Annotated in this window: 14 protein-coding genes; 12 read left to right on the top strand and 2 right to left on the bottom strand. The window is 40.4% G+C overall.

The window, feature by feature from the left end; genetic code table 11:
* Window positions 1-77 precede the first annotated feature (77 nt).
* The 3 genes from AC1M9C_RS03260 to gshB all read left to right on the top strand — a co-directional run bounded on the left by AC1M9C_RS03260 (window position 78) and on the right by gshB (window position 2,872).
* On the top strand, window positions 78-608 hold the full coding sequence (locus AC1M9C_RS03260; RefSeq protein WP_481953217.1) for a hypothetical protein: 531 nt from the start codon (window positions 78-80) through the stop codon (window positions 606-608).
* A 299-nt stretch (window positions 609-907) separates the two neighbouring features.
* Window positions 908-1,801 (top strand): LysO family transporter, encoded by an 894-nt coding sequence (locus AC1M9C_RS03255; RefSeq protein WP_481953216.1) that lies wholly within the window; start codon window positions 908-910, stop codon window positions 1,799-1,801.
* Window positions 1,802-1,933: 132 nt separating this feature from the next.
* Complete coding sequence (gshB, locus tag AC1M9C_RS03250; RefSeq protein ID WP_179999165.1) at window positions 1,934-2,872, top strand: glutathione synthase; 939 nt, start codon at window positions 1,934-1,936, stop codon at window positions 2,870-2,872.
* A gap of 19 nt (window positions 2,873-2,891) precedes the next feature.
* On the opposite strand, the gene AC1M9C_RS03245 is transcribed toward gshB, so the two are convergent.
* Complete coding sequence (locus AC1M9C_RS03245) at window positions 2,892-4,109, bottom strand: MFS transporter (RefSeq protein WP_481953215.1); 1,218 nt, start codon at window positions 4,107-4,109, stop codon at window positions 2,892-2,894.
* 393 nt (window positions 4,110-4,502) lie between these two features.
* Here AC1M9C_RS03245 and murG point away from each other — a divergent pair, with 393 nt between their 5' ends.
* From murG to lpxC, 7 genes are all read left to right on the top strand, one after another.
* Window positions 4,503-5,600 (top strand): undecaprenyldiphospho-muramoylpentapeptide beta-N-acetylglucosaminyltransferase, encoded by a 1,098-nt coding sequence (gene murG / locus AC1M9C_RS03240; RefSeq protein WP_481953214.1) that lies wholly within the window; start codon window positions 4,503-4,505, stop codon window positions 5,598-5,600.
* A 15-nt stretch (window positions 5,601-5,615) separates the two neighbouring features.
* Window positions 5,616-7,064 (top strand): UDP-N-acetylmuramate--L-alanine ligase, encoded by a 1,449-nt coding sequence (gene murC / locus AC1M9C_RS03235; RefSeq protein ID WP_180028490.1) that lies wholly within the window; start codon window positions 5,616-5,618, stop codon window positions 7,062-7,064.
* A gap of 55 nt (window positions 7,065-7,119) precedes the next feature.
* Window positions 7,120-8,049 carry a D-alanine--D-alanine ligase gene (locus AC1M9C_RS03230; RefSeq protein WP_481591844.1) on the top strand — a complete coding sequence of 310 codons (930 nt, stop codon included), beginning with the start codon at window positions 7,120-7,122 and terminating at the stop codon, window positions 8,047-8,049.
* A gap of 3 nt (window positions 8,050-8,052) precedes the next feature.
* Entirely contained in the window at window positions 8,053-8,907 is an 855-nt protein-coding gene (locus tag AC1M9C_RS03225; protein ID WP_035265833.1) for a cell division protein FtsQ/DivIB, read from the top strand.
* Window positions 8,908-8,968: 61 nt separating this feature from the next.
* On the top strand, window positions 8,969-10,231 hold the full coding sequence (gene ftsA, locus AC1M9C_RS03220) for a cell division protein FtsA (protein ID WP_035265831.1): 1,263 nt from the start codon (window positions 8,969-8,971) through the stop codon (window positions 10,229-10,231).
* A gap of 163 nt (window positions 10,232-10,394) precedes the next feature.
* Entirely contained in the window at window positions 10,395-11,573 is a 1,179-nt protein-coding gene (ftsZ, locus tag AC1M9C_RS03215) for a cell division protein FtsZ (protein ID WP_035265829.1), read from the top strand.
* A 123-nt stretch (window positions 11,574-11,696) separates the two neighbouring features.
* A complete protein-coding gene (gene lpxC, locus AC1M9C_RS03210) occupies window positions 11,697-12,599 on the top strand; it encodes a UDP-3-O-acyl-N-acetylglucosamine deacetylase (protein WP_092766514.1) in 903 nt (300 codons plus the stop codon).
* A 97-nt stretch (window positions 12,600-12,696) separates the two neighbouring features.
* Here the strand turns inward: lpxC and AC1M9C_RS03205 are convergent, their stop codons facing one another.
* Entirely contained in the window at window positions 12,697-13,140 is a 444-nt protein-coding gene (locus AC1M9C_RS03205; protein WP_035265826.1) for a DciA family protein, read from the bottom strand.
* Between the two features lie 107 nt (window positions 13,141-13,247).
* Here AC1M9C_RS03205 and AC1M9C_RS03200 point away from each other — a divergent pair, with 107 nt between their 5' ends.
* Both AC1M9C_RS03200 and aceE read left to right on the top strand, forming a co-directional pair.
* Window positions 13,248-13,955: a M23 family metallopeptidase gene (locus tag AC1M9C_RS03200; RefSeq protein ID WP_481586873.1), complete on the top strand. Its 708-nt coding sequence runs from the start codon at window positions 13,248-13,250 to the stop codon at window positions 13,953-13,955.
* Between the two features lie 302 nt (window positions 13,956-14,257).
* Window positions 14,258-16,960: a pyruvate dehydrogenase (acetyl-transferring), homodimeric type gene (gene aceE, locus AC1M9C_RS03195; RefSeq protein WP_092766512.1), complete on the top strand. Its 2,703-nt coding sequence runs from the start codon at window positions 14,258-14,260 to the stop codon at window positions 16,958-16,960.
* The last annotated feature ends 1 nt before the right edge of the window (window position 16,961 follow it).

Here is a 16,961-nt window from a genome sequence, read left to right as displayed (position 1 = left end):
TGTGAGTAAATCTTAATAAAAACGTAATAATTTTAGCGTAACTATGATATTTATTTAGTTATTCTTAAGGATTAATTGTGCTTGATCAATTAGACGCTAATACTGAATCGTTTGGCAATTTGACTGCTATAAAACATCAAGAAATTGATTTGAAGAAAACCTTTAAAGAAAAAGGGTATCTACATTATAAATCTATAGAGGTGGATCATTTTTCTAAACTATTACTAGCTAAAGAGTTTGAAAAACTTGAAAAAGATCCTTTTGCACCTACACATACTCAAAGGTTTAGAAGATACGGGAATGCCTTAATTTTACCTTGGGAAAAAGATCTTAAGCCTATTTGGTTGCCGACAGTGCGTGATAATATAGGGCAGGAGTTATCTGGATATGATCAGGGAGGGAACAATCCCGAGCATCAGTCGATTCGTTATTTTAACGCGTTGAGCCAAGAAGCTAAATCAACGCAATATCTTAATGATTTGATTGTAGATGATTATCAACTTACTTTTGGTTTGGAAAATGCCTATCTGCCAATTTACGTGGGTGTCCATTTTGTCAAACTGCGTTCAACTCATGCCGATCAGCTAGGAATTAGTTCGCCTAATTGATTTCACCAGGACGGTGAGCCATTCACATTTGCTCATTTGTTTTATAGGAGCAATAACATTGAAGGAGGTGAAAACTTTATTGCATCACCTTAGGAAAGAAATAAGCGTTTAGATGAGGTAAATAATTATAATATTTATCAAAAATTTACGTTGAGACAAGCTTCTGAAAGTTTTGCTGTACACGATCCAGCAGTTTCACATTATGTATCACCTATTAGAAAAATAGATCAAGCCACAAATGCTGAGGCTGGTGAGCGCTGGATGATTTTGATTGATTTCTCTCTTACAAAGCAAAAAATATGATTCAAAATTTAATAATTTCGCTTTTACCTATTCTCATTTCTCTTATATTGGGTTGGGGCATAGGTAAAGCTGCAAACGTTCAAGTTCGCAATATACTGGTTGGTCAAATTACGTTCTTGGTGTGGTTGCTCCTCATCTCTATAGGCTTTCAATTTGGCAGTGTATTGTTTGATAAAGACCTCGGTTCAAAAATATTAATTGAAGCTTTTATTTATTCAACAGTGTTAAGTGTGATTACCTTTGGGCTTTTATTTAATCGTAGCTACTTTAAGGCTGAGCACCAAAAATCATTCAAGGATATGCTCAAACCTATTACCGAATGCTTGATTGCGATTGGAATGGTGTTGATCGGGATGGGGCTATATTGGCTATTACCCAAGAATTTATCAGGGGAAATGTTAAGCGCGATTCTTTTGTATGTGTTGATTTTTTTAATCGGAGTGGATTTGTCTACGATTAAAATTCAAGCCCTCACCATGAATCATATTAAAGTGCCATTTTTTTCAATCATTGCGCTGTTTATTGCGGCTTATTTGACGAGTCATATCATGACTCAATCTTTTGTCGAACTCGTGGTGATGGGGAGTGGATTTGGTTGGTTCTCTCTTTCTGGTCCTTTAGTTGCTAAAGTTTTAGGACCTGAGCAGGGAACTTTTGCTTTGATCACAGATCTTGTACGAGAGTTTTATGCGATTGCATTGTTGTATTTATTAGGTCAGCGTTATCCAAAGCCAATCATTGGTGTATGTGGTGCCACGGCGATGGACTCGACTTTACCCTTTGTAAAAAACAATTGTTCACCATTAGATGTACAAATTGCAATTCTCAGTGGATTTTTCCTGACGCTCATTGCGCCGTTTTTTATTATTTTTTTTAGTAGTTTGATATGAATCCAAATTCTAGTGCTCAGCAGAAATAGGAAAGAGCTTCTCTGAATTTATACAATTGATCCTTTGATAGATCAGTAGATCGTTCACTAAACTTCGTTATAATCGCTTCATTGATAAAATAGAGAACAGATCATGCGCGTACTTGTGGTGATGGATCCCATCGAAAATGTAAACCTCAAAAAAGATTCGACCATGGCAATGCTTTGGGCTGCTGCACGTCGCGGTCATGAGTTAGGGTATGCACTTCAGGAAGATTTATATATCGATCAAGGCAAAGCTTTTGGTTTGATCTCACCACTTAAAGTGTTTGAGGATTATAATCATTACTATGAACTTGGTGAAAAACAGAAAGAATCTTTAGCCGCATACGATGTTGTACTCATGCGTAAAGATCCACCTTTTGATATGAACTTTGTTTATACAACTTATATTCTGGAACAAGCGGAACGTGAAGGTTCGTGGATTATCAATAAACCTCAAAGTTTGCGAGACTGTAACGAAAAGCTGTTCGCTACACAATTTCCAGAACTGCAGGTTCCGACTTTGGTAACTTCACAGCAAAGTTTAATCCGAGAGTTTATTGCTGAACATCAAGATGTGATTGTAAAACCACTAGATGGGATGGGCGGTATGGGAATTTTCCGTTTAACCGCTGCAGGGGCAAATATCGGTTCAACTTTGGAAATGTTGACTCAAATGGGTCAGCAACCGATTATGGCGCAACGTTATATTCCTGAAATCGTGGATGGGGATAAACGTATTCTGATGGTCAATGGTGAGCCAATTCCATATTGTTTAGCGCGTATCCCACAAAATGGTGAAACGCGAGGTAACCTTGCTGCTGGTGGGCGTGGTGAAGCACGTCCGTTGACTGAAAATGATAAGGCGATTGCTGCTAAAGTTGGACCATTCTTGCGTGAGAAGGGGCTAGTATTTGTGGGTCTTGATGTCATTGGAAACTATGTAACAGAAATTAATGTGACTAGTCCAACATGTATACGTGAAATAGACGCACAATTTGGTACTTCTATCGCAGATACATTATTTGATGTTTTAGAAGCTGGACGTTAGTTGATCTGCAAAAAAGAGCCTAAATAGGCTCTTTTTTTTGCGTATATATTTTAAATAAATAATAGCTGGTCAATAGTCCTAGGGTGGAAAGACTTACGGTAACCCATGCGGCATTGGACCACTGGTGAGAAGACGAAACGAGAGCTGCTGTTGCTGGGGGAACAAGGAACTGCGCACATGCAGAAATTTGCAGCACTAAGCCCATACTGGATGCTGCTGCATTGACCTGTGGCGCGTATCTAAGCGTATTGGCAAAGACGGTCGTCGGAATAATGCCACCGATAAAAGAAAACAAAATAGCGCACAAATATTGCAACTCAAAAATCAACCAATTGGGTTGTGAAAATACAACCCAGCTACATAAAATTAGACTTAAAAAACTAAATTGAAGTAATTTAAAAGGAGCTATGCCTTTTTGAAGTAATACGCCTGCGCCGAAGGTTCCACCTAAGTTAGATAACACAACCATTGACACCAAAATTCCTGCAAGCTTTAAATCCATATTGAATGAGACATACAAGCTGGGTAAAAAACCTGTGAGTGTGATCCATTGACTGGTATAGCAAGCAAAGATAACGGCTAGACAGAGAATGGGTGGATGGGTCACGGTGACTTTAACAATAGATAAAAAAGAGTTGGAGGTTGATGTGCTCAGTGCCTTTGTCGTTACAGTGGTTTGTTTATCGTCATAACGTAAAAAATGGTAAATCATCAAGGCAACTAGCCAACACAAGGCACCAAATAATGCCCAAATGTGTTGCCAACTGAGCCATTCGAGTAATACAGGAATGGTCAAAATAGCAAGACTAACCCCAACTCCCATATAAGAACTCCATAACCCCATTTTAAAATTCATGGTTTCAGGTGTGCTCAGTCGTTTTAAAATTGCGGGAGCGCAAAGACTAATGGTGAGAAATCCAATGCCTTCCATAAATCGAAAAAAATAAAGGCTAATACTATGATCAATCCATAAGCCTGCAAAACTACTCATCCCCAATAGAATGAGTGCAAAAATAAGACATTTTTTGAGTCCTATTTTCTCAGATACAGCACCAATACACAGGGCAAATAGCATTCCAGCACCTTGAACCAGTGATAAGGATAGGCCTGCTTGGGTGAAACTTAGATTTAAATCTTTTTGAAGAATTGGAATAACAGCAGAAAGTTTACCGACATGAATTGCAGCAAGGTAGCCTGCCAAAATAATCCAAATGTCATAAGATGATATTTTTGACATTTGCGTTTAAAAATCCTTTTATTCGCGAGCTGAATCTCAATGAGATATAGCAATATCATAAATAGAACTATTGCCTCATACCATTTAGACATAAGTTTATATCCAATATGGCGGTATCGCAGATACGAAGGAACAATAGAGCCAATACTGTGGTGGTTTTTAATGTGCACATTAATCATTATTTTGGTGCGTTATAAACTAGATCGAATGGTAAAATACATAAAAAAGGCACACCTCATAATAAATCTAGTTTAAACTCTGAAATCATATGAAAAAAACAATTAAAGGGTCCGTGAAAAAAAGTAAATAAACTTTCATGGATATACGATTGTGATTACAATTGATACCTTATATAAAATTTTCTGTTAGCTCTTAGATTTGAAGAATTAGACCGTGACACAAGCTCAGCATAAACAACCTAAACATGTCATGATGATGGCTGCAGGTACAGGTGGACATGTATTTCCTGCCCTAGCAGTTGCTCAGGAATTACAACAGCAAGGTGTCGAAGTGTCATGGTTGGCAACGCCTTCAGGCATGGAAAATCGCCTGCTTAAAAATCACCACATTCCAATTTATCAAATTGATATTCAGGGTGTCCGTGGCAATGGAATCGTCCGTAAGCTGCAAGCCCCTTTTAAAATTTTAAAAGCAACGCTTAGCGCAATGCGCTATATGAAACGATTAAACGTAGATGCAGTCGCTGGTTTTGGCGGTTATGTTGCGGGTCCTGGTGGTTTGGCAGCGCGTATTCTTGGTATTCCTGTCATCATTCATGAGCAAAATGCAGTAGCGGGTTTCACCAATACCCAATTGGCTCGTGTTGCTAAAACGGTCTGTCAGGCATTCCCGAAAACATTTCCAGAAAATCATAAAATCGTGACTACAGGTAATCCCGTACGTAAGGAAATTTCTGCGATATTGAGTCCTGCTTGGCGATATCAAGAGCGAGAAAAAGCCAATCAACCTATTCGTATTTTAATTGTAGGCGGCTCTTTGGGCGCACAAGCATTGAATGAGCGCGTACCCGAAGCACTGAAACAATTAGGTGTTCCTTTAAGTGTTTATCATCAGTGTGGTCAAAATCATGCTGATAGCACGCGGGCACGTTATGCCGATGCTCCTGATCATTTACAGGTAGAAGTTCAACCGTTTATTGAAAATATGGCGGAAGCCTATGCCAATGCCGATCTTGTAATCTGTCGTGCTGGTGCACTGACGGTCACTGAGATTGCTACTGCGGGTGTTGCAGCCGTATTTGTACCTTTGCCAAGTGCAGTAGATGACCACCAAACCGCGAATGCCAAATTCCTAGCAGATATTAATGCTGCAAAAATTTGTCCACAAGCGACACTCACTCCTGATTCATTAAAAGCAGTTTTATTGCCACTCATGAACCGTACATTGTTGACGGAAATGGCTGTTAAAGCACGTCAACAAGCTCAACCAGATGCAACTCAGCGTGTGGTTGGTTTAATTCAAGATTTGTAAGTTTTAGAGAAAATTATGTCTTCAACGAACCCAGCTGATAAAGCAAAAAACCTGATTAAAATTCCTGAAATGCGCCGTATCAAGCATATCCATTTTGTGGGTATTGGTGGTGCAGGAATGTGCGGGATTGCGGAAGTCTTAAAAAACCAAGGCTATAAAGTGTCAGGGTCGGATATTAAAGCCTCTAAAACCACTGCACAGCTTGAAGAAAATGGCATTAAAGTTCATATCGGACACGCTGCTGATAATATTAACGGTGCGAATGTATTGGTTGTATCGACTGCGATTGACCAAGAAAACCCAGAAATTAAAGCAGCGATTGAAACACGCATCCCTGTAGTTCGTCGTGCGGAAATGTTGGGTGAGTTGATGCGTTACCGTCATGGTATTGCGGTTGCAGGTACACATGGTAAAACCACAACGACAAGTTTGGTGACCTGTATGCTCGCTGAAGAAAATATGGATCCGACTTATGTGATTGGTGGTTTGCTTAATCGCTCTGGAGTAAATGCTGCTTTAGGTGCGAGTCGTTATATTGTAGCTGAAGCAGATGAATCTGATGCTTCATTCCTATATTTAGAACCAATGGCCGCTATTGTCACCAACATTGATGCTGATCATATGGACACTTATGGTGGTAGCTTCGATGTTTTGAAAGATACTTTTGTACAATTCTTGCAGAAGCTTCCATTCTACGGTTTAGCCGTAGTGTGTGGCGATGATCAAAATATTCGTGAAATTATGCCACGTATTGGTCGACCTGTTTTAACTTATGGGTTTAACGAAGATAACGATATTCGTGCTGTAGATGTGGTACAAGAAGGGATGCAATCACATTTTACTGTGCTTCGTAAAAACAAAGAGCCACTCAAGTTAACCATTAATATGCCTGGTTTGCATAACATCCTTAATGCGTTAGCTGCGATTGGTGTGGCAACTGATGAAGGTGTATCTGATGCTGCAATCGCTCGTGCTTTAGAAAGTTTTAGTGGTGTAGGGCGTCGTTTCCAAATTCAAGGTGAATTTGAGTTAGGTGATGGAACGGTCAAACTGGTTGATGATTATGGTCACCATCCAAAAGAAGTTGAAGCAACGATTAAAGCTGCGCGTGCAAGTCATCCTGATCGTAGACTTGTGATGATGTTCCAACCTCACCGTTTTAGCCGTACACGTGATTGTTTTGATGATTTCGTTGATGTCTTGTCACAAGTCGATCAATTACTGCTATTAGAAGTATATTCTGCAGGTGAAAAGCCGATTGTTGGTGCAGATAGTCGCTCACTGGCAAGAAGTATCCGATTACGTGGTGATGTTGAACCAATCTTGATTGATCCAGTAGAAGGGAATTTGCCAAATGTGATACAAAAAGTGTTACAAGCAAATGACTTGTTATTGACTCAAGGTGCGGGTAACGTTGGAGCAATTTCAATTGAGCTTGCTCAGAACCAGCTCTATTTAAAATAATCGTCGTTTGATGATTTGGCTAAATTGAAAATTTTATAAGTTTAAGGAACTAAACGTGTCAAATGCTTCTAAATTCGGCAAAGTTGCTGTATTGCTTGGTGGTAAATCTGCAGAGCGTGAGGTGTCATTAGATAGTGGTAAGGCTGTACTTGAAGCATTGGTACGTTCAGGGGTGAATGCAGAGGGTTTTGACCCTCAAGAACGCAGTGTGACTGAATTGGTAAATTACGATCGTGCATTTATTGTGTTACATGGTCGTGGTGGAGAAGATGGTCAAATCCAAGGCGCATTAGAGTGGTTAAATATTCCATATACTGGAACTGGTGTGCAGGGGTCGGCTATTGGAATGGATAAAGTAAAGACCAAGCAAATTTGGCAAGGTTCTGAACTTCCTACAGCACCATACCGCATTGTTTCTAAAGATACTGATGCACAAGCACTCGTTGCAGAGCTTGGATTACCACTGATTATCAAACCCGTGCACGAAGGCTCGAGTGTAGGCATGAGTAAGGTTGAGAAAGCAGAGGATTTAGCTGAAGCAATTAAAAAAGCCACTCAACATGATGCCGTGGTCATGGCTGAGAAGTGGATTACAGGTCGTGAATTTACGATTTCATTTTTAAACGGACAACCATTACCAGTCATCCGTTTACAACCTCCAGCCGATGTAGCCTTTTATGACTATGAAGCTAAATACCAACGCAATGATGTTGAATATGGTATCCCTTGTGGTTTGAGTGAAGCTGAAGAAAGAAGTTTACAAGCGCTTTGCTTACGAGCGTTTCAAGCTGTTGGGGCAAGTGGTTGGGGTAGAATTGATGCTATGCAGGACGAGCAAGGTCAATTTTGGTTGCTAGAAGTGAATACTGTTCCAGGCATGACCAGTCATTCATTGGTACCAAAAGCAGCTCAAGCAGTAGGTTATAGTTTTGAAGATTTGTGTTTGGCTATTTTAGAGCAAACCTTAGCGAAAGAATCACACTAAGTTATGGCTCAACTACCCCCATCGATGCGTCGCAAACGTGCGGCGATTACATCGATTCATGACAAACCACCGACTCGCAAAGAGAAAATGATTAATGCGGGTGGTTGGGTCATGCTTATTTTTGCATGTTGTGTACTTTTGGTCGGGATTTATGGCTTATATAGCGTCATGACCAGTGCAAAGGTAGCATCTTTGGATGTGGTTGGTCTGCAAGCCGAGCCTGAAATTAGTCAAGTGAAACAGCAGTTAATGCCTACCATTACAGGCAATTATTTTACTGCTGATCTTGAGCAAATTCGTGATAAGGCATTAGAGATTTCTTGGGTAGATCGAGTGGTCATTTCTAGAGCTTGGCCAGACGGTATTAAGGTTCGTGTTATTCCGAAACATCCGATTGCACGTTGGGGAACAGGACGTCTGTTAAGTGATCAGGGTGTGGTCTATACAGAGGCATATTCTAGAAATCACGCAAATTTACCACTTATGCATGGTCCGTCAGATCAGTCAAAAGTCATGATGAGACGTTATCATGAAATTAATCAACTGTTTAGTCCAGTGAATCTGCGTTTGAAAGAGCTATATTTAACAGATCGTCGGACATGGTTTATGCAGTTCGATTCGGGTTTACGTATTATTGTGGATCAGGATCAGACCATGAGCAAACTGCAACGATTGAGTCACTTATCTCAAGCAGATCTGAAAGTGGTTTGGCCAAGAGTTTCAGCGATTGACTTACGTTACCGTAATGGCTTGGCGATTCAATGGAAAAATGCGACACCACCAAAGATTATAAATGGTCAGTTTGTTGTAACCATTAATGACATTAACATTGCAGATTCAAGAGTTGCAAAGCCATAATACGTGGCTTTAAAAATAGGCATAAGCCAGATATAAACAATGAAGAAAATGGTAGTGAATCATGAATGAGGCTGTTCCCTCAGTTGTTGCGATAGACATTGGGACACATAAAGTTTCAGTTCTAATTGGTAAAGTGCATGCGCCGGATAATATCCAGGTCATCGGTATGGCGACTGCGCGAAATAAAGGCATGAACAAAGGAAAAATTGTTAGCCTTGAAAAAGTGATCTCTGCGATTAAGAATGCGGTACAAGAAGCAGAAGATATGGCGGAGTGCCGTGTGCATTCAGCATGGGTATCGATCCCGAGTACAGAACTGCAAAGTGCTTATGCGACAGGCCGGACACCGATTTCTAATCCAGAACGCACCATTACGACTTCAGAAGTGGTTAAAGCTTTAGAAATGGCAAAAGCCAGTCATTTAACTTCTGATCATTATCTTGCAAGTGCAGTCCCATTGGGTTTTGAGTTGGATGATTCACCTGAGTGGGTGCATAATCCAATTAACCTTTCAGCAAATAGCATGACGGCGCATTATCAACTCATGATGCTACCAATCAGCACCATGCAAAATTTAGATCGTGCAATGAAAGGCGCCAATATTTTTGTCGAAAAGATGGTGATTTCATGTTTGGCAACGGCTGAAGGTGCATTGCTGAAAGATGAAAAAGAGTATGGTGTATGCTTATTGGATATTGGGGCTGGTACAACCAATATTGCAGTTTATATTGAAGGTCATTTAGTGCTAGCACACACCATTCAACGTGGTGGTGAAAATGTAACGCGTGATATCGCCGCAGTATTGCAAACGACGACCGAAGAAGCTGAACGACTCAAATTGCTTTACGGTTGTGTTGATTTACAGCAAGTCAAACCTGAACATATGATCGAGTTTGAAGCGATCGATGGTCCTCAAGCGATCAGTCGGATTGAGCTATCAGAGATTATTATTGCACGTTACGAAGAAATTCTTTCTATGGTGCGTGATGAGTTACAACAACGTGGTGCGCTACAAAGTTTATATCACGGTGTAGTTTTAAGTGGTGATGCATGTCAGATTGAGGGTATGATCACATTATCACGTCGTATGTTGGGTGTTTCTGCTCATTTAGGCAACCCTCCGCTACAAGTATATGCGGATGATCAACATTTACCTGCATTAAGACGTTCAATGTATTCTACCGCAACAGGACTGCTGTTATTTAGTCAAAGCGATTTACAAGAATCGGTTGAGCAACCTGAAGAAGTGAATAAGCGTCCATTATTAGAGCGCATAGCGAATGGTTGGAATGCGTTTAATAACAAATTGAAAGGTATTTTTTAAGTTTAGTTTTTAAGGGAGTATTGTTTGCAACTTGTAAGAGCAACTTCATGTGCTTGACAAGAATGTGATTGCAACGCATCCTAAAAACAAATTTTTATTATTGAAGATCAAGGCAGTATACGGGCTTAAGTGACTGCCAAATTTATTAGGAAAAGTTAAGGTCATGGCTTCATTTGAATTTTTAGAAGATGAACAAACCGATAATAACGGTCAAGCCCGTTTTACTGTGTTTGGTGTTGGTGGCGGTGGTGGTAATGCCGTACAACACATGGTGCAATCTGATATCAAAGGCGTGAAATTTGTTTGTGCAAATACAGATAAACAAGCTTTGGATCGTATGAATGCGCCATTCAAAATCCAATTGGGCCAACAAAGTACGCGTGGACTAGGTGCAGGAGCAAATCCTGATGTCGGTCAAATTGCAGCAGAAGAAAGTCGCGAATTAATCCGTCAGCATCTGGAAGGTGCAGATATGGTATTTGTTACTGCCGGCATGGGTGGTGGTACTGGTACTGGTGCAGCACCAGTCGTGGCTGAAATAGCACAAGAAATGGGTATTTTGACGGTTGGTGTTGTCACCACTCCATTTAACTTCGAGGGTCGTCGTCGTCAACGTTCTGCTGAAAAAGGGATCGAAGAACTTGAAAAGCATGTTGACTCATTGATTATCATTCCAAACCAACGCCTACTTAGCGTTTATGGTGATATCTCAATGCAAGATGCTTATCGCAAAGCGGATGATGTCTTGCTTAACGCAGTACGAAGTATCTTTGATCTAGTTGTGCGTCCTGGTCATATCAACCTGGACTTCGCCGATTTAAAAACAGCGATGAGCACACGCGGTTATGCGATGATGGGTGAAGGTAAGAGTAGCGGTCCAGATCGTGCTGAAGATGCAGCGCGTCTTGCGATTCGCAGTCCGTTGCTTGACAACGTAAATATTATGAACGCGAAGGGTGTTTTAATTAATATCACTGGCGGTAATGATGTTACCTTACGTGAAACTGAAATTATCACAGATGTTGTCAATCAAATTGTTGATCTGGATGAAGGTGAAGTCTTCTTTGGTACTGTATTTGATCCAGATGCGCGTGATGAAATCCGTGTTACTGTGATTGCGACAGGTTTAACTCGTAATGCGAATGAAACGGAAGTGAAGCGCCGTGCGCCAGTGAGTGTAAACCCATCAGTTGGTGGACAAGCTGCTGCTTTGGATGAAGATGATGTTCCAGCAATCAGTAAACGTCAGAATCAAGAGAGTGTAGCCCCAGAGCCTTCTGCAGCGCCTCGATCTGCACCAATGAGCATTCAAGATTATCTTAAAAATCAACAGCGTAAATAACATGTAACATAATGTGTTTACGATGATCAAACAGAAAAGGTGGCGCTTATGCCACCTTTTTGATTTTTATCAATGGCTAAATGTGCTAACGTATACTAGATTTTAGATGAATATTGAAGAAACATGTTGAAACAACGCACCCTGAAACGAGTCGTGAAAGCGAGTGGTATCGGATTACACAGTGGGCAAAAAGTAATGATTAACTTTGTACCACATGTAGCTGATGGGGGTATTGTTTTTCGTCGTATTGATTTAAATCCGCCTGTAAATATTCCTGCTAATGCGATGCTGATTCAAGAAGCATTTATGTGTTCGAATTTGGTACAAGAAAATGCCAAAGTTGGGACTATCGAACATATTATGAGTGCGATTGCAGGTCTTGGTATTGATAATCTGATTATTGAAGTATCAGCTTCAGAAGTTCCAATTATGGATGGAAGCGCCGGTCCATTTATCTATTTACTCATGCAAGGTGAGTTGATGGAGCAAGAAGCGCCTAAAAAATTTATAAAAATATTAAAGCCTGTAGAAGCATTAATTGACGATAAGCGCGCTATTTTTAATCCGCATGATGGTTTTCAACTTAATTTTACGATTGATTTCGATCACCCAGCCTTTGCCAAAGAATATCAGTCTGCCAGTATTGATTTCTCAACGGAAACATTTGTTTATGAAGTAAGTGAGGCACGTACTTTCGGCTTTATGAAAGATTTGGATTATCTTAAGGCGAATAATTTAGCTTTGGGTGCTAGTTTAGAGAATGCAATTGGTGTTGATGATTCAGGTGTTGTGAACGAAGAAGGCTTACGATTTGCTGATGAATTTGTACGTCATAAAATATTAGATGCGGTGGGTGATCTTTATTTACTCGGACATCAAATTATTGCGAAGTTTGATGGTTACAAATCTGGACATGCACTCAATAATCAACTGCTTCGCAATGTTCAGAGTGATCCATCTAATTATGAAATTGTAACATTTGATGACGAAAAGTCTTGTCCAATTCAATATGTAAGTGTGATCTAAGTCATTGTCTTCAGGTTAAATGTTATAGTGTAACATTGTTAAGTGTGACTTAATTCGCTTTTAAAATAGTGAATGACGTTTAAATCAAATGGTCCAGTTACTTTTTATTGCTTGCCAAACGTATCATAGCTTGGCTAAGCTTAGGATCGTTCACAAAACTAGCAGCGTTGAGTAACATTTCTTGCGTTGTCGGACATAAAGAAGTTTTGGAATTTTCAGTTTGTGTTTGGGGAATTTCTTTTTTTGCTCGAAGACGAACTTGGATTTTTTGTAAATCTTTGAGTTCAGGGATTTGTGATAACTGAGAAATATACTGTTTTTGAAGGTAACCGAGTTGACTAATCATGGCTTGATTTTCACCGGTGATGGTCAAAATACCGTATTGATAACAGACAACTTGCCATTGTTCATTTTTGGGCAATAGCGGTTGAATTAATTTTGTAAGTCTCTGCCAGTCAGCAACTTGCTTTGTGAGAAACGATAAGTTTCCTGTTTTTATGTGTTGTCTTGTTTGTTGAAACATATTTTTTGGTTCTGACATACATTGTTCCTACATTGTTTTGTCTTAATCTTAAACGCTTGTTTCTTTCGATATCAAGGAAGAGATCACACAAGAGACTTGAGTAAGAACAGTTTAATGAGGTTTATATGTATACGCGACGTATTTTATTAGCGTTTTCTTTAGCAGCTTCAGCAGCTTCGGTTGCATTTGCAGATTTAGTTCAATTAGATGCCACACAAGCCTCCAATCCTGATCGATTGGAAGAGTTAACAAGAACACTATCACAAGGTTCTTATAGTCATCCTGATGACATGGACATTCCAGCGACAGCACAAGTCGATGTGACAGTTCGAGCGAAGGCGGATCCAATCGAATTAAATAATGCGCTGCTTAATAGTAAATACCCTGCTCAAAAAACTACAACGACAAGTTCAAATCGTTACTCTTCAAATAATGCATATTCATGGTTAGTGACACACCCACTTCCAACTGGTCGTGTCAGTTCAAATTATGGCGGCCGAACAATGGGCGGACGTGCTGAAAACCATTCTGGTTTAGATCTTGCTGCACCAACAGGAACTCCAATATATGCAACTGGTCCAGGAATAGTGACTAAATCAGGTTGGGGCACAGGTTATGGTCAATATGTCGAAATCAACCACGGTAATGGGTATATCACACGATATGCACATGCTTCACGCTTAATTGCTAAAGTAGGTGATAAAGTCACTGCTGGTGAGCATATTGCCAATGTAGGTTGTACTGGACGCTGTACTGGTCCTCACTTACATTATGAAGTGGTCAAAGATGGTCAGCGTAAAAATCCTTCAACTTACCTAGCGATGTTGCCTTAATTAATTATCGAACCTCATTAATACGCATCCATTGTTAAGTCATTTGAATAAATCGCCAAGCATAGTCTTGGCGATTTTCGTTTTTGCAGTCAGGTCACCTGACTAAATTCAAGATTAAAATAAAGCTTTGTATAAAAAAACAGCAGAATTGGCGTTTTAGTGTTAATTTGTGTAATAAACGGTCAAGTACTATTTATTATCGAAATATTAGTCTAATGTCGTATTCATTTATAGCCATAACTGCGTATCGCGAAAATATGTTAAATATAGGGCATACAAATAGGCATGAATATAGGTGTAATATGGCGTATTACGGTGATACCGACGCACAAGAAACCCAAGAGTGGCAGGACGCTTTTGACTCTGTTTTACAGCATATGGGGACGGAAAGAGCAGCCTTTCTTCTTGAAAAACTGTATCAACGTGCGATTGCGAAACATGTTCCCATTCAGCGTCTAAATACTCCTTACTTAAATACGATTTCAGTAGAAGAGCAACCTGCAATGCCTGGCGATCCAGATATGGAGCGCCGAATTCGTGCTTTGATTCGTTGGAATGCTTTAGCAATGGTGCTTCGCGCCAATAAAACAGGCGACGATCTTGGTGGTCACTTAGCCAGCTTTGCATCTTCTGCAACTTTATATGATGTTGGCTTTAACCATTTCTTCCGTGCCAACAGTGATAACTTCGGCGGTGACATGATTTATTATCAAGGTCACTGTGCACCAGGGATTTATGCGCGTTCATTCTTGGAAGGTCGTTTAACTGAAGAGCATCTAAACAATTTCCGTCGTGAAGTTGATGGTATCGGTTTGCCTTCGTACCCACATCCATACTTAATGCCAGACTATTGGCAGTTCCCAACGGTATCGATGGGTCTGGGTCCAATCATGTCCATTTATCAAGCACATATTCAAAAGTACTTGATGAACCGCGGTTTGATTAAAGAAGAAGATCGTAAGGTTTGGGCTTATCTTGGCGATGGTGAGATGGATGAACCAGAAAGTACTGGTGCAATCTCGTTGGCAGGTCGTGAAAAGTTAGATAACTTGGTTTGGGTTGTAAACTGTAACTTGCAACGTTTAGATGGTCCAGTTCGTGGTAATGGTAAGATCATCCAAGAACTTGAGTCTTTATTCCGTGGTGCAGGTTGGCGCGTGATTAAAGTAGTATGGGGTCGTCATTGGGATCCACTACTTGCTAAAGATGAATCTGGTGCGCTTAAAGCCATTATGGAAGAAGCTGTAGATGGTGATTATCAGCGTTATCAAGTGAAAGGTGGTGCTTATACACGTGCGCACTTCTTTGGTAAATATCCTGAAGCTGAAGAGTTAGTTAAACACTTAAGTGATGAAGATATCGATAATTTAAATCGTGGCGGCCACGATCCTTACAAAGTATATGCTGCTTATGCAGAAGCCATGAAATCTACAGGTCAGCCAACGGTTATTCTCGCGAAAACTGTTAAAGGTTACGGCTTATCTGAAGAAATTGAAGCGGTCAATAAAACGCATCAAATCAAGAAAATGCAACTTGAATCGCTTAAATATGTACGTAACCGTTTCAACTTGCCATTTACCGATGAGCAACTTGAAGAAGTTCCATTTTATCGACCAAGTGAAAACTCGCCTGAAATTAAGTATATGAAGGCTCGTCGTGAGGCTTTAGGTGGTTACTTACCAGCACGTCGTAAAGAAAGTGAATCCTTAGCGATTCCTGAGTTGTCTGTATTTGATGCAGTGTTAGCTGGTTCTAATGGTAAGCAACAATCAACGACCATGGTGATGGTACGTTTGATTTCTGCACTACTGAAAGAAAAAGCAATTAAAGACCGTGTGGTACCAATTGTTCCAGATGAGGCGCGTACTTTCGGTTTAGAAGGGATGTTCCGTCAATTGGGCATTTATGCCGCGCACGGTCAAAAATATACCCCTGAAGATCAAGAGCAGTTGATGCATTACCGTGAAGCGAAAGATGGTCATATGCTTCAAGAGGGGATCAATGAAGCAGGTGCGATGAGTGCTTGGGCTGCTTTAGGAACAAGTTATTCAACCAATAACCTTCCTATGATCCCAATGTACATGTATTACTCAATGTTTGGCTTCCAACGTATTGGTGATATTGCATGGGCGGCAGGTGATGCACAGGCGCAAGGTTTCTTATTGGGTGCAACTGCTGGTCGTACTACGCTGAATGGTGAAGGTCTACAGCATCAAGATGGTCACTCACATATTCTTGCGAATACGATTCCAAATTGTATTTCTTATGATCCATGTTTCGGATATGAACTTGCGGTGATTGTACATGACGGTCTAAAACGCATGTATGTGGATCAGGAGCGTGTGTTCTATTACTTAACTGTAATGAATGAGAACTATGAGCATCCAGCGATGCCACAAGGTGCTGAAGAAGGCATTAAACGTGGTATGTATTTACTTGAGGAAGATGAAAAAGCCACAGTTCAGCTTTTAGGTTCAGGTGTAATTCTGCGTGAAGTGATTAAAGCGGCTCAAATCTTACGTGATGAATATCAAATTCATTCGAATGTCTACAGCGTAACAAGCTTTAATGAGCTTGCACGTGATGGTATGGCGTGCGAAGAATATAATCGTTTACATCCACTTACTGAAGATGTGAAAGAAGCATGGGTGTCGAAGCAGTTGCGTGGTACGAAAGGTATCGTCGTTTCTGCAACAGATCATATGCGTGCTTACAGTGAGCAAATTCGCGCTTACCTTCCAGATAATCGTCCATTTGTAGCATTAGGTACAGACGGTTATGGTCGCTCAGATACACGTGCAAAACTTCGTAGCTACTTTGGTGTAGATGCTGCGCATATTGTGGTTGCGACACTGAAGAAACTTGCCGACGAGGGTGAAGTAGATGCGCGTCTAGTTAAGGATGCGATTTCTAGCTTTGAATTAGATACTGACCGTCCAGTCGCTTGGGCACCTCAAACAACGCCTGAACTTCACGCTGTAGCTGACTACAAAGAGGAGAACTAAG

It is taken from the genome of Acinetobacter sp. 24-47-39, from assembly GCF_056783825.1.
The sequence above is the reverse complement of the archived record's forward strand: the minus strand, read 5'-3'. Positions and strand labels throughout refer to the sequence as shown.